The sequence below is a fragment of the Rhizobium sp. NZLR1b genome, from assembly GCF_019685155.1.
GTDB lineage: Bacteria > Pseudomonadota > Alphaproteobacteria > Rhizobiales > Rhizobiaceae > Rhizobium.
This window is the reverse complement of the sequence record NZ_JABDWC010000001.1, coordinates 406,474-429,052: the sequence shown is the minus strand read 5'-3', so window position 1 is coordinate 429,052 and position 22,579 is coordinate 406,474. Positions and strand designations below refer to the sequence as shown.

Below are 22,579 nucleotides of genomic sequence, written 5' to 3'. Positions count from 1 at the left end.
ATTTTATGGAAATCGCAAAATACATATGATAAGTGGGCGGGAAAGCAGACGTCCATCAATGCTTTTCCGGTACGGGGAGAGACATGTTCAGTCAGATTTCAGGAGAGCTGCCGGATGTGCTGGGCGATTTCACGCCCGGGGCGGTCTGCTCCGATCGCGTCAGATGGAATTCCGTGCCGCAGGCGACGCGCGAACTGGTCGTTCGGGAGGCCGAAGAGATTCTGGCGCGGGCCTGGCCTGTTATCACTGCGTCGGACTACCGGGCGTTCACCGCGACGGGCAACCGTTCGCGCTTCGAGGAGCTCTATTTCACACGGCGCCGGATGCTCAACAATCTGGTGCTTGGCGAACTTATCGAAGGTGCAGCCCGGTTCCTGCCGAAGATCGTCGACGGCATCTTCCTGATCGTCGAGGAAAGCGGCTGGCAGCTTCCGGCGCATAATGCCTATGAACGCAGCGGCGCGCGGCTGCCGCTACCCGACAATTCGCAACCGGTCGTCGATCTCTTCGCAGCCGAAACGGCTGCCCTGCTTGCCACTATCGTCGCCTTGCTCGGCGACGAACTCGACGGCATCAGCCCCGAGATCACCGCACGGGTGGACCGCGAGATCGAGGCCCGCATCCTTACGCCCTATCTCGCCCGGCATTTCTGGTGGATGGGCCGCGACGATGAGCGGATGAACAACTGGACGGCATGGATAACCCAGAACGTCCTCTTGACGGTCTTTTCGCTGAAAACAGATCAGGCGACGCGCCACGCCGTCGTCAGAAAGGCACTCGGCAGTCTTGATGCTTTCCTGAAGGACTACGCCGAGGACGGCGCCTGCGAGGAGGGCGTCGTCTACTACCGCCACGCCGCGCTTTGCCTCCACGGTGCATTGACCATCCTCGATACCGTGGCCCCGGGCCTGTTTGCCAGGTTCTGGCAGCAGCCGAAGGTCCGCAACATGGCCGAATATATCGCCAACATGCATGTCGCCGGCCGCTACTATTTCAACTTCGCCGATTCTTCCGCGGTGGTCGAACCCTGCAGTGCGCGGGAATACCTATTCGGACAAGCGGTCGGCTCGCCGATGCTGGCCGAGTTCGCCGCAGCCGACAGGGTCGCCGCCGACAATCCGCACCTGCCCGGGGAATGGAACCTCTGGTATCGCGTGCAGGAACTGCTGGTCGGCCCGACGCTTCCCGCTGCCGTCCACCCGCGTCATGCGCGCAGGCGCGAGATCTTCTATCCCGGCATTGGTCTGTTCATCGCTCGCGACGAGCAGTTTTCGCTTGCCGTCAAGGGCGGCAACAACGGCGAGGGCCACAATCACAACGATGTCGGAAGCGTGACGCTCTATAAGAACGGTCGTCCGTTGCTGATCGATGTCGGTGTCGAGACCTATACTGCAAAGACCTTTTCGGCGCAGCGCTACGAGATATGGACGATGCAGTCGGCTTTTCACAACCTGCCGACCTTCGCAGGCGTCATGCAATCCGCCGGCGAAGCGCTCGGCGCGCGCAATGTCGAGGTCGGGTATGACGAGCAGAGCGCGCGCATCTCTCTCGATATATCTGGCGCCTACCCCGCCGAAGCGCAGTTGCACAGCTACCGTCGCGTCGTTTCCCTGCTGCGCGGCCGCCATGTCGAGATCGTCGACACCTATGACGGCGGCAAGCCGGCCATCCTGTCGCTGATGACTTGCCTGGCACCGACCGTCACCTCGGACAGGATCGATCTCGCCGATCTCGGCAGCATTTTCGCCGACGGCAGTGGGCCGATCGAAATCGATGAGATCGACGTGGACGACATCAGGCTGAGAGCGGCCTGGCCGGAAAAAATCTACCGGCTGCGCCTATCGTTTCCCGGCAGGGTCCTGAGATTGCGGATCGTCTGAGGAGGACGAGCATGAAATTGACGCTAAAGATCACGGACGCCAATGGGTTCGTGCTGGCAAGCTCCACTGGGCAGGACGAGACGTTTCTAGTCTATCGCCAGAGCTATCGCGAGGGCGATTGCGTCGTCGTAGAAGCTTCAGAACTCGGGCATGTGTTCCTGGCGCTGGACAGCGCGATCCAGCCCGGCCTCGTCTATATCAGGGAAAGCGACTATTGCTTCGCCGTGCCCTTCGGCGACAAGCGCAAGTCCTATTCGCCGAACGCCTTTAAGGGTGATATCCATCGGCTTTCAGCAAAAAGCGCGCGGCCCGATGAGATCGCCCAGCGGCGCAATCTCGCCCTGAACCCCTGGGACGATCACGCCAATCGGACGCTTTTTCCGCATGCGCGCGCCAATGTCGAAACCCGAGGGGAAGCGGTCTTTGCGGCGCGCAACGCGATCGACGGCGAAAAGGCCAACGACGATCATGGCTTCTGGCCTTACACCAGCTGGGGCATCAATCGCGATCCTGAAGCCGCGCTGACCGTGGAGTTCGGCAGGCCCGTCCGGATCGATGAGATCGTCTTCTACCTCCGGGCCGACTTCCCGCATGATTCCTGGTGGGAGAAAGCCAGCGTCACCTTCTCGAATGGCAGAACCTCTTCTTTTCCGCTGGTGAAATCCGGCGCCGCGCAGGGTTTTTCCATCGAACCTTGCATCGTCGAATGGGTCGAAATGCATGGCCTGATCAAGGCGGAGGACGGCTCGCCCTATCCGGCGCTGACGCAGGTCGAAATCTGGGGAACGGAAGCGCCGGGCGCCGTCGACCGGAACGTCGCAGCCGTTGCTGCCGAAGGCGAAGCTGAGCACGCCTGATAGCAGAGAAACCGCGTCGCTTCCGTCAGAGCATGTGCCCATGCTAAGGAGGTCGGATGCGACTGCTTGTGGTGGAGGACAACAAGGATCTGGCGGCCTGGCTGGGGAAAGCCCTGCGACAGGCGCAATATGCTATCGATATCGCCCATGACGGCGAGGACGCCGAGCATATGCTCAAGGTTGCCGAGTATTCGGCAATGATCCTCGACCTTGCGCTGCCCAAGCTTGACGGCTTAACGCTCTTGAAGCGATTGAGGCAGTCGGGAAGTAAGCTGCCGGTCATCATCTTGACCGCGAATGCGAGCCTGGATGGGCGTGTGGCCGGGCTCGACAGCGGCGCCGACGATTATCTCGCCAAGCCTTTCGAAATCGCCGAGCTCGAAGCGAGAATCCGCGCGGTGGTGCGCCGCGGGCAGGATCGCGCATCGTCGGAAATCACCGTCGGAAACCTGCGTTTTTCCGGTGGGACGCGGCAGTTTTTCGTCGCGGATGAGCTGCTGCAACTGACGCCGCGAGAATATGCTGTCCTTGAGCAGCTCGTCATGAAGCTTGGCACCACCGTCTCGAAAGCCACGCTTTCTGAAAGCGTGTTCGGTTTCGACGACGAGGCGGATCCGAGCGCCATCGAAATCTACGTCCACAGGCTGCGAAAGAAGCTCGAGAGCAGCTCGGTTCAGATCGCGACGTTGCGTGGGCTCGGTTATCTCCTCAGACATGTCCAGTAGCCTCGTCACAAAGGTGGGCGCGACGATCGCGCGGCTCAGCCGGAGCCTGAGGGCGCAACTGCTCTGCTGGGTGCTGCTGACCCTGCTCGGCGCCATCGGCTTCAATCTTTACGACAGCTTCTGGACGGCCGACGCGACGGCAAAGCTGGTGACCGATCGAACGCTTCTGGCCTCGGCCCGGGTCATCGCCGAGGCCGTCCGCGTCGACGAGGGCGGCAATGTTCAAGTGGACGTGCCGCCTTCCGCGCTGGAGATGTTCGATACAGGCTTCGGTGACCGGGTGTCCTATCAGGTGATCACTGCGTGGGGCAGTCTTGTGAGCGGCGTTCCCGACCTGCCGTTGCCGGCCATCCATCGCGCAGGTGAGGATCGCGCGTTTCATGGCGCCGATGTGCGCGTCATAATGCTCGACCATCCTGTCGTCGGGCTGCCCGATGACGGCACCATCTCCGTGACCGTCGCCGTGACCCATAACAGCCAGTACGCGATGCGACGGCAGCTGTGGCTCTCGGACTTTTCGAAGCAGTTTGTGCTCCTCTTCGTCGCAAGCCTGGTGACCATCCTCGGGCTTCAACGGGGCCTGGCGCCAGCTCTGCGACTGCGGGACGCTGTGCGACAGCGCGGTCGCAACCGTCTCGATCCGCTGCCGCCGGAGATGGTGCAGAGCGAACTGCAACCGCTCGTTCACGCACTCAACGACTACATGGAGCGCGTCCAGAACCAGATGGCCGCGCAGCGACGGTTCGTATCGAATGCTGCCCATCAGCTGCGAACGCCCTTGGCGCTGATTTCGACCCAGGCGAGCGTGGCGGCCCGCGAAGACGATGCGGGTCGCCGCGACGAGGCGCTCTTTGCGCTTCGCACCAGCACGAAGCAGATTTCGCGTCTCGCCAGCCAGCTCCTTACCTTGTCACGCGCCGAGCCCGGAAGCCGGCGCCCGCGCAGCGACGCTGCCGACCTCAGCAAGGCAGCCCGTGAGATTTTGGAGGCGCATGCTGAAGAGGCGCTGAGGCGCAACATCGACGTCGGTCTGGAAGCGGATGGTCCCGTCATCGTCGAAGGCGACGGGACGATGTTGCGCGAGATGCTGGTCAACCTCATAGACAACGCGATCCGCTATACCCGCCCGAATGGACGGGTGACCGTCACGGTCGGGCAAGCGGACGGCAACGCTGTCGTTACCGTCGAGGACAGCGGACCGGGGATTCCCCACGGGGAGCGAGAGCAGGTTTTCGAACGGTTCTACCGGATCATGGGGACCGAAGCGGAGGGCAGCGGTCTTGGGCTTGCGATCGTTCGGGAGGTCGTCGAAGGTGCGGGAGGTTCAGTCTCGCTCGATGATGCAGATGGCGGCGGTCTTGTCGTTACCGTGCGGCTTCCGCTCACCTGAACCCGAGGCGAGGTTTCTTTCAAGATTGACTGCATCAATGAAAGAAGGCCGGGCATGGGGCCCGGCCTTCAGTACGATCTGCCTTGGAGGATCGATCTGATTACGGCGTGTCGAGGTGCTGCTGCGGCCGCCACTTCGCCAGACGGTTCTCGACCAACGTCATGATGTATTCCGCAACAAGCGTGACGACCATGACGAGCAGGATTGCCGCAAACATGCCAGCCGCGTCGAACGTGCCCTTGGCGATCGAGATGAGCTGGCCGATCCCGAAGCGGGCGCCGACGAATTCGCCGACGATCGCGCCGATGATCGCAAAACCAAAGGAGACGTGCAGGCTGGCGAAGATCCAGCTCATTGCCGAAGGAATGACCACGGTCCGGGTCACCTGCCAGTCCGACGCGCCGAGGATGCGGGCATTGGCGATCATGTTGCGGTCGGCCTCGCGCACGCCCTGGAAGGCGTTGGCGAAGACGACGAAGAACACCATGATGAAGGCGAGCGCGACCTTGGACGGCAGGCCGAGACCCATGATCATGATGAAGATCGGAGCAAGGACCACGCGGGGGATCGAGTTGATCGCCTTGATGTAGACCGAGAAGATGTCCGACAGAAAGCGGTTGCGGCCGAGGCCGATACCGACGAAGACGCCGGTGATCGAGCCGGCGAAGAAGCCGATCAGCGCCTCTTCCATTGTCACCCAGAGATTGTACCAGAGCGACCCTTCGGTGGTGCCTTCCGTTGCCCATTCATAGAGGCGCTGAACGACGCCGCTCGGGCTCGAATAGAAGAACGGGTCGATCCACTGCATGTTGGAGGAGAGTTCCCACATGCCGATCGCGAAGACCAGAATGGCGATCTGCCAGAAACGCACCAGCAATTTGCGCCGCCGTATCGCCTTCAGCGCCGATGCCTCGATTTCTGTATCAGACGTGCCCGGCCGAAACATGGTGGCCGAACCGGCCTCAAGGGTGGTGTGTGCCATGATATCCTCCCTCAGGCCGCTTCGCTTGCGCGGCGGTAGCTGGTCTCGACCTCTTCGCGGAGGTCCTCCCAGATCGTCTTGCAATAGTCGATGAAGCTCTGCTCGTAGCGGATCTCCGATACCACGCGCGGGCGGGGGAGATCGATCGTGTAGACCGACTTGACCGTCGCAGGCCCGGCTGTGAGCACATATACCTTGTCGGCGAGCGCCACGGCCTCTTCGAGATCGTGGGTGACGAATACCACCGAGGCCTTGCGCTCCGCCCACAGCTTCAAGAGTTCTTCATGCATGACGGTGCGGGTCTGCACGTCGAGCGCCGAAAACGGCTCGTCCATCAGCAGGATTTCCGGTTCGTTGATGAAGGTCTGCGCCAGCGAGACGCGCTTGCGCATGCCGCCTGAAAGCTGATGGGGATAGTGATGGAGAAATTTCGAAAGACCGACACGGGCGATCCAGTCGCGGGCGCTCTTTTCCGCCTCGGCGCGCGACTTTCCCCGGAAAAGTGGACCGGCCATGACATTGTCGATGACGTTCTTCCAGGGAAAGAGCGCGTCGGTCTGGAATGCGAAGCCGACACGCCGGTCAATGCCGGTGATCGGCCCGCCCATCAGCCGGACTTCGCCGGCACTTGGGCGTGCGAGACCTGTCACGAGGTTGAGTGTGGTCGACTTCCCGCATCCGGTAGGGCCGACGACTGCGACAAACTCTCCGCGTGCAACCGTCATGTTGAAATCGCGCAAGGCTGTGAGGGATTTTCCGGTCGGCGAGACGAAGCGCCGGCTGACGTTGATCAGCTCGATCGCCGGGATCTGCTTGTTGTCATGTTGCATGATGATACCTGAGGCGTGCCTTAGGGCGCGTGCACGCAATGCCCATGGATCGATCGGAGGCCGCTTCCGGCTGAAGCCGGAAGCGATAGCACGCGTTACTTGACGTTCTTGACGAATTCCGTCGTGTAGGTCTTGGAAAGGTCGATCTGCTTGCCCTTGACGTTCTTGGAGAACTCCGAGAGCACAGCAAGCACGGTCTTCGGACCGTCTTCCGGCATGACGCCATCAGTGGTGAACATGCCCTTGCCGTCGTTCAAAGCCTTGATGTAGCCGTCCTTGTCGCCGACGTAAAAGTCCTTCGGCATCTTGTCCGCGATCTCGGCGGCAGAATGCGTGTTGATGTAGCGCAGGGTCTTGACGAAGGCGTTGGCGAGCTTTTGTGCCTCGTCCTTGTGCGCATCGACCCAGGCGGTTTCCATATAGAGCGAGGCGGCCGGATAGGTCCCGCCGAGCGCCTTTCGGGTCGATTCGACCGTGCGCATGTCGACGAGAACGCTGGCTTCGCCGGTTTTGATCAGGCGCGAGATCGTCGGTTCCGTCGTCATGCCGGCCTGGATCTGATCCTGTTGCATGGCGGCGATGAACGTGCCGCCGGCACCGACTGGAACGGTGACGACGTCGCCCGGCTGCAGGCCGGCCTTCGACGCCATGAAGAGCGTCAGGAAGTTGGTGGAAGAGCCGAGGCCGGTAACGCCGAGGGTCTTGCCCTTGAAATCGGCCGGCGATTTGATCTCCGGATGCTTGCTCGAGACCATCTCGACCTCACCCGGCGCCTGACTGAACTGGACGAGAGATTCGACGAACTTGCCTTTGGCCTGCAGGTCCACGCAGTGGTCGTAGAAGCCGACGACACCCTGGACGGCGCCCGCCAGCAGCTGGTTTTCGGCATCGACGCCGGCAGCTTCGTTCAGGAGTTCGACGTCGAGGCCTTCGTCCTTGAAGTACCCGAGCGATTCGGCGAGCTTGGCCGGCAGATAGATCTGCTTTTCATAACCGCCGACCATGATGGTGATCTTGTCGGCTGCGTTTGCGGCGCTCGCAGCGAAAGATGCTGCAGCGAAAAGCGTGGAAAGGGCTACGGATTGAAAAAGGCTGCGTGAAGAACGCATGGAAATCTCCTCCTGGTGCTTGCATCGTCGTCTGGCCACCTTGACCGTGCTCCTCCACGATGCTGCCCTTTCCTATGACGTCGAAGCTTTCAACTAGCTTTCAGCCGCAGAAGGGTCAAATAGCGCGCCCAATCCATGCGTCACGCCGAAAAACGCGTTGCGCGCGCTTCCTGGAAAGCTGCTTTCGGCGTCGATTTTTGGATGGGTTGGTCGTGACTGTCGAAAAGCCTGCCGTGCGGCGGAGCTTCTCGTTGGACTCAGGTCGCAAAACTCCGCAGGTCCTTCAGCAGGTTGCGGTACCTCGTCTGACTGCCGACCAGGTGCTCACGCATGGCGTTGCGGGCAGCCTGATCGTCCCTGTCGGAGATCGCAACGATGATTACTTCATGTTCCCTGTGGATCAGCTTTCGGTAAGCGGTCTGCTCGGCAGTCCTTGTTTCCGGGACAAGTCTCGATTGCGGGATGATCGCTGACCCCTGGGATTGAAGGAAGTGCTTGAACAGTGGATTGTTGGTCGCCTCGGCGATCGCGACATGGAGTTCGAGATCCGCCTCGCGGATGGATTGATCCGTCTCGATGCACTGGAGGATCTTCCGGTGGCATTCGAAGATCGCTTCCTCCTGCGCCGGCGAGCGGCGCAAGGCGGCAAGTCCGGCCGCCTCGATTTCGACGGGGGTTCGGATTTCGAGCACTTCCAAGTCGGAGGCGACGCGGGTCTTGTCCACCTTCCGACCTGACAGTGTGGGGTCAGGGCCGATCACGAAAATTCCCGCGCCTTGGCGCACCTCGACCAGTCCGTCGGAACGAAGTGCGGCGACCGCCTCGCGCACCACGGTTCGGCTGACACTATGCGTCTCGGTCAGCTCATGCTCGCTCGGAAGTTTGTCGCCGGCGGAATACTGGCCGCTGAGGATCGCTTGCCGAAGGCTTTCGCCGACCCGTGAGACCAGCGACCCCGAGCTTCTGCTGCGATCCTTCATATGCATAGCTACGCCTCGCCCCCTCGCATCGGCTTCGATCCGCATGCGGCCAGAACTGGCGGCACACAAAATCTCGATTCATCACACATGTATGACAAATCTCGCCATGTTTCAATCGACGTCCACGCTGCTTCTCCTTTAGCTGTTTTTGTCGACCGGAACTGCGGTTGGATATGACGGGAGTTAATGGTTATGATCGCGAACAATCGAAGAGGGGGTTTCGATGGAAACCCAGGATCCGGCCGCGCAAGTCCCGCTGCTTTCGCAGAAAGAAAAGCGTCGACACTTGACGCTGGAGGCGATGGTGAGCGTTGACGAGGGCAATACTGTCGATCATCGGTTCGTACAGGCCTGGGCCGATAGTCTCGATGGCGATAGACCGGTTTTGTTATCTTCGTGATCGAACTCAGAGCCGCCTGGTCGACTCGCCGCGTACGAATCTCGGCGTCAGGATGAAGTCCTGGGGCGGCTCAGCGGCGGCCTCGGGGCTCGCTATTCTCGCCAGCAGACGCTGTGCCGCCAGTTCGCCGAGCTTCGGTGCATCCTGCACGACCATAGTGATGCGGGGCGTGATGACGTTGCTCCAGGGCACGTCGTCGACCATTGCCAGCGACACGTCGTCAGGGCAGCGGAAACCCATCTCCTGCATCACCTGCAGGGCCGCCAGCCCCGTCATATTGTTAGCGCCGATGATGGCGGTCGGCCGGTCGCGGCGGGTTAAGAGCCGCATCGCCTGCGCATGGCCGCCGGTTCTGGTGTAGCCGCCCTCGACGACCAGCGAAGGGTCGATGTCCACGCCGGCGCCGGCCATCGTGTCCATGAAACCTTTCAGGCGTTCGTCGGCGGTGTGCAGGCCGCTTGGGCCGGAGATGAAGCCGATGCGACGATGGCCGAGCTGCAGCAGATGTTCGGTCAGGATGGTTGTCGTCAACGGATTGTCGGAGCCGACGAAATCGCGTTCCGCGCCCTCGACCTTCTGGTCGAACATCACGATCGGTGTCTTGAAGTCGCGCAGGAATGCGGCGTACTCCTCGCCGCGCCCGTTGGCTGCCAAGGCAATGCCGGCAATCTTCTGTGCCTCCAGCCGCTCCAGCAGTGCCCGTTCAAGATCGGCCCTGCCGGAGGAGTCGGCGATCAGGACGAAATAGCCGTGATCGAGCGCCTGGTGTTCAATTTCGCGGCGGATGTCGCCGAAGAACATGTTGCCGAGATTGGCCGAAACAAAACCGATCAGCGAACTGCGTCCGCGCGCCAGCGTCTGGGCCACCGGATCGATACGGTAGCCGGTCGATTTTATCGCCTGCTGGATGCGATCGAGCGTCTCGGCGCCGACCCGCTTCGGGCTGTTGAGCGCAAGCGAGACGGTCGAGATCGAAACTCCCGCAAGGCGCGCTACATCTCGTATGGTGGTCATTTTATCGAACCGGTTCTATGAGTTGTTTATGGCAGGTTTTGTTTGTCGGCGCAACGCGTTGCTGGCAAAACCGGCAATGTGTGGGCCGGATTCGGACTTGAACTATGTGGATTTCGGCTTGACAGCTGGAAAGTCGAGGCGGATGATCGCGTTACCGAACCGGTTCGATCATGTAACGAACCGGAAACAGGGAGGAGAAACCTGTGACGATAGCGGCACGCCAGCTGGAAGATTCGGCATCGGACAAGCACGCTTGGTTCAGCCAGGACCGTTTGGGCATGTTCATCCATTGGGGCCTCTATGCGCTCGGAGCCCGCCATGAGTGGTTGAAAAACCGCGAGGAGCTGAGCGACGAGCACTACCAGCGCTATTTCGACAATTTCGATCCCGATCTCTACGATCCCAAGGAATGGGCTCGACGCGCCCGTCTGGCCGGCATGAAATATGTCGTGGTGACGACCAAGCATCATGAGGGGTTCTGCCTCTGGGACAGCAAGGTCACCGAATACAAGGCAACGAACACACCTTGCGGCAAGGACCTGCTGACGCCTCTGGTCGAGGCGTTTCGCGCCGAGGGGCTGAAGATCGGCTTCTATTATTCGCTGCTCGACTGGCACCACCCGGACTTTCCGATCGACGTCCACCATCCCTTGCGCAACCATCCTGACGCCAAGGCGCTGAACGCCGACCGCAAGATCGCCAACTACGCCGCCTATATGCGCGAACAGGTGCGCGAGCTTCTGACCGGATTCGGCCGCATCGACATCATCTGGTTCGATTTCAGCTATCCCGGCCGCGAATATCACGGTCTGCCGGGCAAGGGGCGTGCCGATTGGGAGAGCGAACAACTGATCGAGCTGGTGCGCGAGTTGCAGCCCGAAATCATCGTCAACAACCGCCTCGATCTGCCACCGGGCAAGCTGCCCGATGTAACGACCCCAGAGCAATATACGCCGCGCGTGGCGCCAGCTATCGCCAGCCAGGGGGTGCTCTGGGAGGCATGCCATACCTTCAGCGGCTCCTGGGGTTATCACCGTGACGAGGATACTTGGAAGAGCCCGGAACAGATCATCCAACTGGTGATCGATTCCGTCGCGCTCGGCGGCAACCTGCTGATGAATGTCGGTCCGACTGGGCGCGGCGCGCTCGATGCGCGCGCCATCGATGCGCTCGAGGTTTACCAAAACTGGATGGCCGTCAACGGGCGCTCCATCTATGGGGCCGGGCCATCAGAGCTGCCGGTGCCTGCCGGCTGCCGCTACACCCAGCGCGGCAACCGCCTTTATCTGCATGTCTACAACTGGCCCTACCGCCACGTTCATATCGAGGGCCTCGCGGACAAGATCGCCTATGCGCAGTTCCTGCACGATGCCAGCGAAGTGCGCTGGCTCAGCCACACGAGGGATGTGGATTCCAATATCGGCGTGATGGTGCCGGAAGGCATGATCATGCTCGAACTGCCGGTCCGGCGACCTGATGTCACCGTTCCGGTAATCGAGATCATCCTCAAGGTGTGAGCTCGGTCGCATCCGCACGTTCATTGCGTCATGGAGGGAGGAGAAACCCATGAAGGTTCTGAAGAAAACGCTTTTGCTCGCCGCAATCGGCGGCAGTCTGTTGGCCACCACCGCATCGGCCGAGCAGGTGAACCTGACCTGGCAGATGTGGACCGGTTCCGATGCCGACACCAAGGGCTGGGAGCACCTGGCCGACATGGTGACTACCAAATACCCCGATATCAAGGTGACGCTGACGACGACGGGATGGGTCGACTACTGGACGCGGCTGCCGGTGCTGGCGGCATCCGGACAGCTCGCCGACATCGTTTCCATGCAGTCGCTGCGCATGCCGAATTTTGTTTCGCTGCTCGAGCCTCTGAATAAGCGGATCGCGGCCGACAAGTTCGACGTCGGCGCCTTTACGCCCTCGATCATCGGCGGCATGTCTGTCGACAAGCAGCTTTACGGCTTGCCTTACGACGTCGGTCCGTGGGTCATCTATTATAACCAGGACGCGCTCGAAGCTGCCGGCGTTCCGTTGCCGAAGCCGGGCTGGACGCTTGCCGAATTTACCGATGCCGCCAAGAAGTTGACCAAGGACGGTAAATACGGCTTTGGCATCACCCCGACCAATTATTCGGTTCTGGCCGCCGCCTGGGGCGATAAATATGTCAACGACGCAGGAGAGCTAGACCTCACCAATCCGAGTGCCGTTGCTGCCGCCGATAGGGTGATTGGCTTTGCCGCCAAGGACAAGGTCGCGCCGCTGGTGCCGTCGAGCGCCGATGCCGGCACGGTCATCCAAGGTCGGTTTTATTCGGGCAATGTCGCCATGTATATCGACGGTCCGTGGTCAATCATTGGCATGAAGGACAAGGTCAAGTTCAAAATTGGTTCTACCTCCCTGCCGCGCGGAGACGGCGAGCTTACCGCCGTCACGGCGGGCTCAGGTTTCGGCATCGCCACGACGAGCAAGAACAAGGATGCGGCGTGGAAGGCGATCCAGGTGCTGACCAGCCCGGAGGCGCTGCAGTATCTCGCCGAGCAGGGCCGTGCGCTGCCGGCGCGCACGGCTTCGCAACCCTCGTGGTACAAGGTAGCGGCCAAGGAGATTACCAATGGCGGCGAGGCCATCGACTATTCCCTGGCGCATTCCGTGCCCTACGTGATCACCAACAACTGGGCGGCGGTCGAAAACCTGTTCAACCAGTATTTCCCGCCGGCCTTCGGCGGCAGCGCCGACGCCAAGCAGACGATGGAGTCCATCCAGAGCCTTGCGCAACAATAGAGCGCCCGCGCGTCTGAGAAGACGCGCCGTCGCTTTGGATCTGCGCATGATCGTTCGGACAATTGATTTCGATTTACGGGTCATGCGCCAGCTCTCGCCAGGCGAGATTGTCACGCATGGAGGAAGACATGTCGCAAAGCGCCGTCGCCGAAATTCCGCTGCAGCCCGGTCAGCCACGGCGCTTTCTGATGCCCGAGACCCAGACTGCCATGCTGTTCCTGCTGCCGAGCTTCCTCGGCTTCATGATCTTCATGGCTCTGCCGATCCTGGCGTCGCTAGCGCTGAGCTTCACCAATTGGCAGCTGATCTCGACGCCGTCCTTCGTCGGCTTTCAGAATTACATCAAGCTCTTCACCGTCGATCCGGCGTTTTACACCATCTTGCGCAATACGCTGTTCTTCGCCGTCGAATATCTGGCGCTGAACATTGCCGTCTCGCTGACGCTTGCGGTGTGGATATCGAGCCTGAAACGCGGCAAGGCGATCTTCCGGGTGATCTTCTTCCTGCCGACCTTCACGCCGACGATCGCCGCGTCAGTAGTGTGGCTGCTGATCTTCACGCCGGATGGATTGGCCGACGCCGTCATCCGCGCGCTCGGCCTCGGCCTGCCGAACTTCCTGTTGAACCCGACCTGGGCCATGCAGGCGATCATCCTGGTCACGCTGTGGGCGAATGTCGGCTATAACGTCGTGATGTTCAATGCCGCGCTCGATCTGGTGCCGAAGCATTATCTCGAAGCGGCGACGATCGATGGCGCCAATGCCTGGCAGCAATTCTGGCGCATCCGCCTGCCTCTCATCTCGCCGACCGTCTTCTTCGCCACCGTGATGACGGCGATCACTTCGCTGCAGGTCTTCGACGAGATCTTTGCGATGACGCGCGGCGGCCCAGGCTCGGCGACGGCCACACTCGGCTTTGCCATTTATCAGAAAGGCTTCACCAACTTCCAGATGGGTTATGCCTCTGCTCTTGCCTGGGTGATGTTCGTCATGATCATGGCGCTCACCATTCTGCAATTCCACATGCAGCGCAAATGGGTGCATTATGACGACTAACCCGACCTCACGGCATCCGCATTCCGTCTCTGCGGATCGGAAGCGCATCCTGCGGCGCGTCGGCACCTTTATGAGTTATGCGGGAATTTCGCTGGTCGCGCTGCTTTTCCTCTTCCCATTTTTCTGGATGGTGTCGAACGCGGTGCGCTCCAACGCCGAAGTGATGGCCGTGCCGGTCCACATTCTGCCCGAGGAGTATCAGTGGGGCACCTTCGTCGATGCCTTCGTTTCGCTGCCGTTCGGAACCTTCCTGTTGAATTCCATTATTGTCGCCTGTGGGGTGACGGCGATCGTGGTCGCGGTTTCATGCCTTTCCGCCTACGCCTTCGCTCGGCTGAGGTTTCCCGGGCGGGAAGGGCTGCTGCTCACCTATCTGAGCACGCTGATGATCCCGCAGGTGATGCTGGTCATCCCGCTCTTCCTGCTGGTCAGCAAGCTCGGCTGGATCAATACCTATCACGGCATGATCCTGCCGGTCGCCTTCTCTTCCTTCGGCACGTTTTTGCTGAGGCAGTTTATCCTCGGCATTCCCAAGGATCTCGACGAGGCGGCGATGATGGACGGCGCTTCGCGCCTGCGTATCCTGGTCACGGTGATCGTTCCGCTTGCCATGCCGGCGATCGGCCTGCTGTCGCTCTTCACCTTCATCGCGCAATGGAAGAGTTTCCTCTGGCCGCTGATCGCTACCAGCGGCATCGAAAAAGCCACGCTGCCGCTCGGGCTCACCCTGTTCCAGACGCAGCAGGGCACTTCGTGGAATTACATCATGGCGGGTGCGACGATTTCCATGCTGCCGGGCGTCATCCTAGCCATCGTGATGCAGAGGATAATCTACAAAGGCATCTCCGTCGGGTCCGGCTTCGGCGGACGATAATTTATATAAAAAACAGATTAGAGCGTGCCGCGTCAGGTTCGACGCGAAGCTGGTCAAGTTCGGCTGGTGGCCGCCGAAGATGGCGCTCCCGCGCCGCAAAATACACTCGCGCTTAACTTTTGCTTCGCGTCGAAAAGTAAAATTTAACCAAAATTTGAAATAACGCAGTTCTATCCGACTTGCCCAGGGGAACTCATGAAAACGGCCACGCTTGCATCCATCGCCCTGGCGATATCGATCTCTGCCGCCAATGCCCAGACGATCGGGGTTTCGATGTCCGATCTCGACAAATTCAGAACGGCGCTTCTAAACGGTGTCGTCGCGCATGGGCAGACGATATCCGGCCTCAAGCTCGTCACCGAGAATGCCAAGAGCGACAACGAGCTGCAGAAGAAGCAGGTTCAGAAGCTCATTGCCGACAAGGTCGACGCGATTATCCTTGCGGTCTCCGATGGCGACCTCGGGCCGCAAATGACCAAGATGGCCGCAGATGCAGGCATTCCGCTGGTCTATATCAACAACGTCCCCTCCAACCTGCTGGACCTGCCGGACAATCAGGTGGTGGTCGCCTCCAACGAAAAGGATTCCGGAACGCTGGAGACGAAGCAGGTCTGCTCCCTCCTTAAGGGCAAAGGCCGCGTCGTCGTGCTGATGGGCGAACCCTTCCATGCGGCCGCCCGCGCACGCACCCAGGACATTTCCGACGTCATCGCCACGCCTGACTGCAAGGGCCTTCAGATCGTCGAACGGCAGGCCGCTTACTGGTCAAGCGATTATGCCGACCAGCAGATGCAGGAATGGCTCGCGGCCGGGGTCAAATTCGATGCCGTCATCGCCAACAATGACGAAATGGCGCTCGGCGCGATCCGCGCCATGAAGAAGGCCAATATCCCGATGAAGGACGTCGTCGTCGCCGGCGTCGACGCGACCGACGACGCGCTGGCCGCGATGGTGGCCGGCGATCTCGACGTCACCATTCTCCAGAGCGCCGTCGGGCAGGGGGCGACGGCTGTCGATGCTGCCGTGAAGCTCGTCAATAAGGAAAAGGTGCCGCGCGAAAACAACGTTCCCTTCGAGCTCGTCACACCTGAGACCATTGCCCAGTATCTGCCGAAGAGCCAGTGAGCATAAGAGGACTATGATGTTGCATTTCTGGAATAAATTCGGCATTCGCGCACAGATCACCTCCGGCTTCGTGCCGCTGATCCTGTTGATGAGCCTGCTCACGGTCAGCGCGATCTCTGGCATGAATGGGCTCGCCTCGATTTTCGCCTCCTATCGCACCACGGCAGGCCAGAGCCTCGCCATATCGGACTACAGCGACCAGCTGAACGAGATTCAGATGTCGGCTGAAGCTTTCCGCTCTACGCCGACGCAGGATGTCGTCGACCGCTTCCGTGCCGGCGTGAAGGCGTTCGACGCCGACGACCCGCGTTTTGCCGGCAACAAGGACCTGCAATCCGGCCTTGCCGCGATCCGCCAGGACATTGCTGCCTATGGCAAGGCTTTCGAACAGATCGTTTCTCTTCAGGCCCGGCGTGACGCCTTGATCTCCAAGGTCACCGAATTTGGCCCTTGGACCAGCATTGCTCTCAACGACGTCGTGCGAAGCGCCTGGCGCCAGAACGATGTGGCCCTGTTGCAAATGACGGCGGCGACGCTGGAGGCCTTGAACCGCAGTCTCTATTTCTCTGAGCGCTTCGTGCATTCCAACGATTTTGCGGCCTATGACACGGCGCAAGCTGCACTTGCCGAAGCGGTCAGCCTCAATGAAGCCGCCGCCAAGGCCGCGAAGAACGAGCTGCAGAAGAAGCGCCTGATGGGCGCCGGCCAGCTCATGCAGAACTACACCGCCCGTCTCGGCGACATGAAGGACGTCCTGCAGGCCTCGGGCAACATCCGCCAGACGCAGCTCGGCGTGCTTGCACCGAGAATATCAGGCGGTTTCAAGGACCTGCAGGCAACTGTCGCGGGGGCGCAGAAGACCCTGGATGGTTCGGTGGACGCAACGGTTGCCTCCGCGACCAGCACGACGCTGGCCATCAGCGGATTGTTGATCGTCATCGGCCTCGTGCTTTCCTATTTCGTCGGCCGGCTGATTTCCTCGGCGGTCCGCAACATGGCCCAGTCGATGGAGCAGCTTGCCCGCGGCGAGGAAGGGATAGCAATAACGGGCGTCGAGCACCGCCACGAGCTGGGCGCCATGGCGCGTTCGCTGAAAGTGTTCCAGGAGACCGGCCGCGCCAAGCTGATCGCGGAAGCCAATGCCGAACGGGCTCGCCTGGCCGCCGAAGAAGAGCGGCTCCGCCAGGAGGCCGAGCGGCTCAGCGATGCGCAGGTGATGGAACATGCCTTCCGCCAGATCTCCGTCGGCCTCGATGCGTTGTCGAAGGGTGATCTCACCGTCCGCGTCGGCGAAGTCGACCATCGCTACGTCAGGATCCGGGATCATTTCAACAACTCGGTTGCGAGCCTCGAGGAAGCCGTCGACTCCGTCATTCGCGCGGTCGCCACCATCCGGTCCGGTCTGTCGGAAATCTCCACGGCCTCCAACGATCTCGCCCGCCGCACCGAGCAGCAGGCAGCCTCCCTGGAAGAAACGGTCGCAGCACTCGGCGACGTCACCCGCGGCGTCAACGGCACGGCGGAGGGCGCAGGCCGCGCCCAGGCTGTCGTGGCGACGGCCCGCACCAATGCCGAAAAGGGCGGCGAGATCGTCGCCCGCGCCATCGACGCGATGACGGAGATCCAGAATTCGTCCTCGAAGATCGGCAACATTATCAGCGTCATCGACGAGATCGCCTTCCAGACCAACCTGCTGGCGCTGAATGCCGGCGTCGAAGCCGCGCGCGCCGGTGAAGCAGGCAAGGGTTTTGCGGTGGTCGCCCAGGAAGTCCGCGAACTCGCCCAGCGTTCTGCCAATGCGGCAAGGGAGATCAAGCAACTGATCTCGACCTCCTCGGCGCAGGTCAAGACCGGCGTCGAGCTGGTCGGCCAATCCGGCCTCTCGCTCGAACAGATCGTCGAGCAGGTCACTGCGATGAATGCGACCGTCGCCGAGATCGCCGTTGCCGCCCGCGAACAGGCGACGAGCCTGCGCGAGGTCTCGGCCGCCGGCGACCAGATGGACAAGGTGACGCAGCAGAACGCCGCGATGGTCGAAGAAACCACGGCGGCCGCCCAGAGCCTGACACAGGAAACCGAAAGCCTTGCCCAGCTGCTGCTGCGGTTCAGGACGAGCAGCGGCCGGGCATCGGACCATCGCCACTACGCAATGGCATCGTGATGCTCTGCTGATGCAGATAATCTAGGAGCGCCGCTGGAAGGGCGGCGCCGCTCCTGCCTATTTCGGTGGACGCGGTGTGGTAGGCCCGGCGTCAGTGGCTTTCGGCTGCCGGGCCGTGCGGCGCACCGGCGATGCTCCTGCGCACATGACGGACAGCGGTCCAGACGGCGAAGAGCACGAGCGGGATAGCGCCGAGAACAGCGAGTTTTGTCACGTGCGGATCGACGCCCAGTTCGGAAATGCTTTCGAGGCAAATCTTCGCCAGGCCGACGGTGTAATAGGTAATGGCAATGACGGAGAAGCCTTCGACCGCCTGCTGGATATGCACCTGGATGCGGGCCCGCTCTTCCATCGACGTCAGCAGCGAGGCGTTCTGATCTTCGAGCTGAACCTGCACGGTGGTTCTGAGCAAGTCTCCGGCCAGGCTGACGCGTTCGGCCAGTTCATCGAGGCGCCGCTCTGCCGCATAGACCGAGCGCACAGCCGGTTGGAAGCGCCGGTCGATGAACGTACCCAGCCGTTGCCTCTGTTCGACCCGCTCTTCTCTGAGCTCGGAGAGCCGGCTCGCGACGATCTCGGCATAGGCTTTCGTCGCGCCGAAGCGGTGGCGGGCGAGTGCGGAGAAGTTCAGCACGTCGGAAGAGAGCCTAGTCACCTCGGACAGCAGCGCCTTGTCGACCTTGATGGCGCTCTGCATATGCGCGATCAGCAGATCGAGGCGCCGGTCAAAAGCTGAGAGCCTCGAGACGGTCTCGCGCGCCATCGGTAACGCCAGCAGCGCCATCATCCGGTATGTCTCAATTTCCAGGAAACGCCGGACCATGCGGCCGGTGCGATAGGCGTTGAGGTTGCGGTTGAAGAACAGGAATTCGACGAACCCGCTGTCGGTCAGGCGGAAGTTCGAATGCACTTCCGCATCGCCGCCGCCGACCTGGGATGCGACATAGTCCAGCTTTGGTTTTTCGAGACGCTGTCCATCCTTCTCGTCGCGCACCAGCACTCGGATGGCCGCCATGACCTTTCCTTCGATCTGACGGTAACAGGCCTGAAAGGCTTCCGGCGGATTGCTGCCGGGTTCGGACGAAGCGGGAACGACGAAGGTGAGGGTCAGGAACTCGGTATGCGCCTCCCACTTCAGCCGACCGGCGCCGACGCGGCCGATGCCGTGGTTGCCCCCGAGGGTCATAGTGACATCTTCCAATCCCGGCAGGCGCTCCAGGATCGAGGGAGGGGCATTGTCGCCGACGATCGCGACATGCCAGACATCGGTGTCGCCATCGAAATAAAGCGACGGCCGGGCATGCAACTCGTTGTGAAGCTCCCTGCGCAGCGGATGCTCGGAACCCATCGGCATGGAGATGCACCTCTATACGGTAGACAGTCGCTGGGTCGCCGGCGTAATGACCGGGTGCCGGCGCTTATGATTTGACATGGCGCCTGGGGCTGGCCAAGGCTGACAACGCCTATAGCCTCTCAGGAGGCTCGTGTCACGACGCCTTCGCACCAGTCGCCCAGCCGTGCGTTCAGAGTGAGCGCCAGGCAACGGAGCTCCCCAGTAATTGTACGCCGCCGCCGGCCGACATCGCGACGATGAAGCCGGTTTCGGCTTCTCCCAGGAAGGCGAAAATCGCTCCGAGTAAGGCGACGCCTATCGTCGCGCCCACCATGCGGGCAACGTTTATCAGGGCGCTCGCCGTGCCGGCGCGATCGGCGCTCACGGTTGAAACCGCGACCGCGGTCAGAGGCCCGGTCGCCATGCCCATGCCGACTCCGGTCAGCAGCAGTCCGATCTCTTCGGCGATGAACCAGTCGGCCAGGAAGGACGCGCCGAGCAGGAGGTTGCCCATGCCCATCAGCGTCAGCCCTGCCGATATGGTGCGTTTCTTCCCCAGGTGCTCCGAGATCGAGCCTGAGAAGGGTGAGATCGCGATGAAGCTGAGGGCCATCGGCAACAGCGACAGTCCTGCTTGAATCGAGGCCAGGCGGCCGAGGCCCAAGGAGGCAAGCGGAAAGAGAAACAGCGTGCCATACATGCCGAAGGTCATCGCCGCCGTTCCGGCCATTGCGCCGCGGAACTGGCTGTCCTGGAACATTGAGATGGGAACGAGGGCCGTCTGCTCCAGGCGCTTCTCCACCATGACGAAGAGCAGCAGGAGAGCCGCGCCGCCGATTGCCAGGAGCGCAGTCCATAGTGGCGGCAGATGCGATGATTCAATCGCGGTGAGGGTAAGGGCGGTGAGGGATGCGATCCCCAGCAATTGACCCGGCAGGTCGAAGGACCTGCCTTGCCGATCCGCGCTTTCCGGAATGAAAAGCCGCGCTCCTGCCGCCGCGATCAACGCGATCGGGATGACGACGAAGAAGACGGATCGCCAACCGAAATCGTGGATCAGGACGCCGCCGAGAGTCGGACCGAAGGCAAGCGACATCCCATTGCAGCCGGCCCAGATTCCGAGCACCTGTGCGCGGACCTTCTCATCCCGGTAGATGACCCGGATCAGCGAAAGCGACGCGGGCAGGAGGAGGGCGGAGCCGAGGCCCGTCAAGGCCCTGGTCACGATTAACATCGCGATGGTCGGGGCAAAGGCGCAGGCGAGGCTCGCCAGGGTAAAAACAGCACAGCCGATGACGAACATCCGGCGCCGGCCGTAGAGATCGGCAAACAGACCGCCGCTGATGAGAAGTGCTGCGTAAACGAGGTTATAGGCGTCGACGACCCATTGCAATTGCGTGACCGACGCCTTGAGGGCGAGGCCTATCGGCTGGACCGCCAGATTGACGACCGATGTGTCGACCTGCGCCACGATCACGCCGAGGCAGAGAATGGCGAGAGCGGCAGGTTTCAGGTCCGAGCGGGACCGTGAGTTTCGTTCGATGACATTCATGACGCTACCTTTCCATCGGCAAGACGTAGCGTGATTCAGGTCATCGACAATTCGAAACCGATCGAACTGTTAGAGACGGCAATGTGAGCAGAGCAAAAAAACGATCAGCCACGGCCCGTTGCGAGACCGTGGCTGATACAGCGCGCATTCTGCGGAGGGCGCAGGCGCGGCCGGTTACTTGTTGGCAGCGAGCGCCACGTTGACCTTGTCGACGTCTGCACTCATCGCTTTGAATGTCTCGTCGAGGGAAAGCTCGCCGACAATCAGCTGGCTCATGCGCTGGACGATGAGCTGATAGATGGCCGAAGATCCCTTGAGGCGTTCCAGGTCGCGGGCTGCCTTCGGTGCGCTGGCACGGCTTGCAAGGAAGACGGCCATGGCGTCCTTGGCGTTCTTGCTCTCGAGCTTGTACTGCGGGTCCTTGATGTCGGCGCCGGTCAGGATAACGTAGTTTTCGGCGATTTCACGCTGGACCTTTTCAGAGCCGAGGAACTCGATGAAGGAGGCTACGGCCTGCGGGTACTTGGTGCGTTTGAAGCCGACGATCGCGGTGCCGCCCGGCATCGCATAGCAACCGGCATCGCCGCAGGGTGCGTTGATCGCCGTCCAGTCGAAGGCGTCGCCGATCTTCTTCTGGAACGGATTGACCATCCAGTTGCCGGCAACATAGGTCACGACATTGCCGTTGACGAACTCGTCACCCATGTTCTTGTACTGGGTTCCGCCGGCCGCCCCCCACATTTCCTTCGGGAAAGAGCCGTCCCTCGTCCAGTTATAGAGATCGGTGATGTAGTGCTTGGCGGCGTCGTCGGGGAAGGCGAACTTGCCGTCCTTGACGTAGTTCGAGCCGTAGGAGAAGGCCGCGCCGGAAAAGCGGTGGCCCGAGCGGTCCATCGTGAAGGGGATCTGGGCTCCGGTCGCCTTGGCGACGCGCGCGGAAGCTTCGACGATGTCCTTCAAGGTGGCGGTCGGCTTCGGAAGCGGTTCCTTAGCCTGTTCGAAGAGCGTCTTGTTGACGAAGGGCAGGTTGAAGGTCTGCGACGCGACATAGCCGTTGATTGAGTTCGGATCGTTGACGCCCGGGAAACGAAGCGTGTTCAGGCTGTCGCCGTGCAGCTTGGCGAAACCATCCGGGTCTTTCATCAAGGGGCGCATATCGAGATAGTAGGGCGCCAGCTGCCAATCGGTGATCTTGGCGATATCCGGGCCTTCGCCGACGGCAAGCTGCACCGGCAGCTGCTTGGCGACCGCATCATAACCCGACGAGACGAAATTCACCTTGATGTCTGGATGCGCGGTCTCGAATTCCTTGCTCAGCGCTTCCATCCGCTCGACGTAAGCCTGGTCGTCGTCGGTGAAGAGAAAGGTGATCGTCTGGGTTTCGGCCATGGCCACGCTGGACCATGCAAAAGAAACGGTGGCAAGCGCCAGTGCGAAAGCCCCTGAAAGGCAGGTTTTCATTTTCATCCTCCCATGAAAACATTTTCATCAATCGCGGCATAAACCGTCGATAGGCGAATTTCAT

Annotated in this window: 19 protein-coding genes; 11 read left to right on the top strand and 8 right to left on the bottom strand. The window is 61.1% G+C overall.

Going from position 1 to position 22,579, the window contains the following annotated elements; translation table 11 throughout:
• The first annotated feature begins 83 nt into the window (after positions 1 to 83).
• Genes HJB84_RS01920 through HJB84_RS01905 form a run of 4 tightly spaced genes read left to right on the top strand, consistent with a single transcriptional unit; the run spans position 84 to position 4,852 of the window.
• Positions 84 to 1,880, top strand: coding sequence for a heparinase II/III family protein (locus HJB84_RS01920; protein ID WP_221115119.1), 1,797 nt, complete (start codon positions 84 to 86; stop codon positions 1,878 to 1,880).
• Between the two features lie 11 nt (positions 1,881 to 1,891).
• Positions 1,892 to 2,737: a carbohydrate-binding protein gene (locus HJB84_RS01915; RefSeq protein WP_221115118.1), complete on the top strand. Its 846-nt coding sequence runs from the start codon at positions 1,892 to 1,894 to the stop codon at positions 2,735 to 2,737.
• 56 nt (positions 2,738 to 2,793) lie between these two features.
• Entirely contained in the window at positions 2,794 to 3,462 is a 669-nt protein-coding gene (locus HJB84_RS01910; RefSeq protein ID WP_007635395.1) for a response regulator, read from the top strand.
• A complete protein-coding gene (locus HJB84_RS01905; RefSeq protein WP_221115117.1) occupies positions 3,452 to 4,852 on the top strand; it encodes a sensor histidine kinase in 1,401 nt (466 codons plus the stop codon). Before HJB84_RS01910 ends, HJB84_RS01905 begins: the two co-directional genes overlap by 11 nt.
• A gap of 100 nt (positions 4,853 to 4,952) precedes the next feature.
• Here the strand turns inward: HJB84_RS01905 and HJB84_RS01900 are convergent, their stop codons facing one another.
• From HJB84_RS01900 to HJB84_RS01885, 4 genes are all read right to left on the bottom strand, one after another.
• A complete protein-coding gene (locus HJB84_RS01900; protein WP_221115116.1) occupies positions 4,953 to 5,834 on the bottom strand; it encodes an ABC transporter permease in 882 nt (293 codons plus the stop codon).
• Positions 5,835 to 5,845: 11 nt separating this feature from the next.
• Positions 5,846 to 6,664 (bottom strand): ABC transporter ATP-binding protein, encoded by an 819-nt coding sequence (locus HJB84_RS01895; RefSeq protein ID WP_209890327.1) that lies wholly within the window; start codon positions 6,662 to 6,664, stop codon positions 5,846 to 5,848.
• Positions 6,665 to 6,759: 95 nt separating this feature from the next.
• Positions 6,760 to 7,773, bottom strand: a complete 1,014-nt coding sequence (locus HJB84_RS01890) for an ABC transporter substrate-binding protein (RefSeq protein ID WP_221115115.1) — start codon at positions 7,771 to 7,773, stop codon at positions 6,760 to 6,762.
• A gap of 257 nt (positions 7,774 to 8,030) precedes the next feature.
• Complete coding sequence (locus tag HJB84_RS01885) at positions 8,031 to 8,759, bottom strand: FadR/GntR family transcriptional regulator (protein WP_221115114.1); 729 nt, start codon at positions 8,757 to 8,759, stop codon at positions 8,031 to 8,033.
• 217 nt (positions 8,760 to 8,976) lie between these two features.
• Here HJB84_RS01885 and HJB84_RS01880 point away from each other — a divergent pair, with 217 nt between their 5' ends.
• A complete protein-coding gene (locus HJB84_RS01880; RefSeq protein ID WP_221115113.1) occupies positions 8,977 to 9,153 on the top strand; it encodes a hypothetical protein in 177 nt (58 codons plus the stop codon).
• A gap of 6 nt (positions 9,154 to 9,159) precedes the next feature.
• Here HJB84_RS01880 and HJB84_RS01875 read toward each other — a convergent pair whose 3' ends face one another.
• Positions 9,160 to 10,167 carry a LacI family DNA-binding transcriptional regulator gene (locus HJB84_RS01875; protein WP_221115112.1) on the bottom strand — a complete coding sequence of 336 codons (1,008 nt, stop codon included), beginning with the start codon at positions 10,165 to 10,167 and terminating at the stop codon, positions 9,160 to 9,162.
• A 203-nt stretch (positions 10,168 to 10,370) separates the two neighbouring features.
• Between HJB84_RS01875 and HJB84_RS01870 the strand changes: the two genes are divergently transcribed.
• The 6 genes from HJB84_RS01870 to HJB84_RS01845 all read left to right on the top strand — a co-directional run bounded on the left by HJB84_RS01870 (position 10,371) and on the right by HJB84_RS01845 (position 18,169).
• On the top strand, positions 10,371 to 11,684 hold the full coding sequence (locus HJB84_RS01870; protein ID WP_221115111.1) for an alpha-L-fucosidase: 1,314 nt from the start codon (positions 10,371 to 10,373) through the stop codon (positions 11,682 to 11,684).
• 49 nt (positions 11,685 to 11,733) lie between these two features.
• Positions 11,734 to 12,954 carry a sugar ABC transporter substrate-binding protein gene (locus tag HJB84_RS01865; RefSeq protein WP_221115110.1) on the top strand — a complete coding sequence of 407 codons (1,221 nt, stop codon included), beginning with the start codon at positions 11,734 to 11,736 and terminating at the stop codon, positions 12,952 to 12,954.
• Positions 12,955 to 13,082: 128 nt separating this feature from the next.
• Complete coding sequence (locus tag HJB84_RS01860; RefSeq protein ID WP_207584671.1) at positions 13,083 to 14,009, top strand: carbohydrate ABC transporter permease; 927 nt, start codon at positions 13,083 to 13,085, stop codon at positions 14,007 to 14,009.
• On the top strand, positions 13,999 to 14,883 hold the full coding sequence (locus tag HJB84_RS01855) for a carbohydrate ABC transporter permease (protein ID WP_221115109.1): 885 nt from the start codon (positions 13,999 to 14,001) through the stop codon (positions 14,881 to 14,883). The genes HJB84_RS01860 and HJB84_RS01855 overlap by 11 nt, the downstream gene beginning before the upstream one ends.
• A gap of 195 nt (positions 14,884 to 15,078) precedes the next feature.
• The gene (locus HJB84_RS01850; RefSeq protein WP_221115108.1) at positions 15,079 to 16,008 is read left to right on the top strand and encodes a substrate-binding domain-containing protein; all 930 of its coding nucleotides are present in this window, start codon (positions 15,079 to 15,081) and stop codon (positions 16,006 to 16,008) included.
• Positions 16,009 to 16,024: 16 nt separating this feature from the next.
• Positions 16,025 to 18,169, top strand: coding sequence for a methyl-accepting chemotaxis protein (locus tag HJB84_RS01845; protein ID WP_221115107.1), 2,145 nt, complete (start codon positions 16,025 to 16,027; stop codon positions 18,167 to 18,169).
• A gap of 91 nt (positions 18,170 to 18,260) precedes the next feature.
• Here the strand turns inward: HJB84_RS01845 and HJB84_RS01840 are convergent, their stop codons facing one another.
• From HJB84_RS01840 to HJB84_RS01830, 3 genes are all read right to left on the bottom strand, one after another.
• Positions 18,261 to 19,523 (bottom strand): DUF3422 domain-containing protein, encoded by a 1,263-nt coding sequence (locus HJB84_RS01840; protein WP_207584675.1) that lies wholly within the window; start codon positions 19,521 to 19,523, stop codon positions 18,261 to 18,263.
• A 169-nt stretch (positions 19,524 to 19,692) separates the two neighbouring features.
• Positions 19,693 to 21,054: an MFS transporter gene (locus HJB84_RS01835; RefSeq protein ID WP_221115106.1), complete on the bottom strand. Its 1,362-nt coding sequence runs from the start codon at positions 21,052 to 21,054 to the stop codon at positions 19,693 to 19,695.
• Between the two features lie 174 nt (positions 21,055 to 21,228).
• The gene (locus HJB84_RS01830) at positions 21,229 to 22,515 is read right to left on the bottom strand and encodes an ABC transporter substrate-binding protein (protein ID WP_221115105.1); all 1,287 of its coding nucleotides are present in this window, start codon (positions 22,513 to 22,515) and stop codon (positions 21,229 to 21,231) included.
• Positions 22,516 to 22,579: the final 64 nt, after the last annotated feature.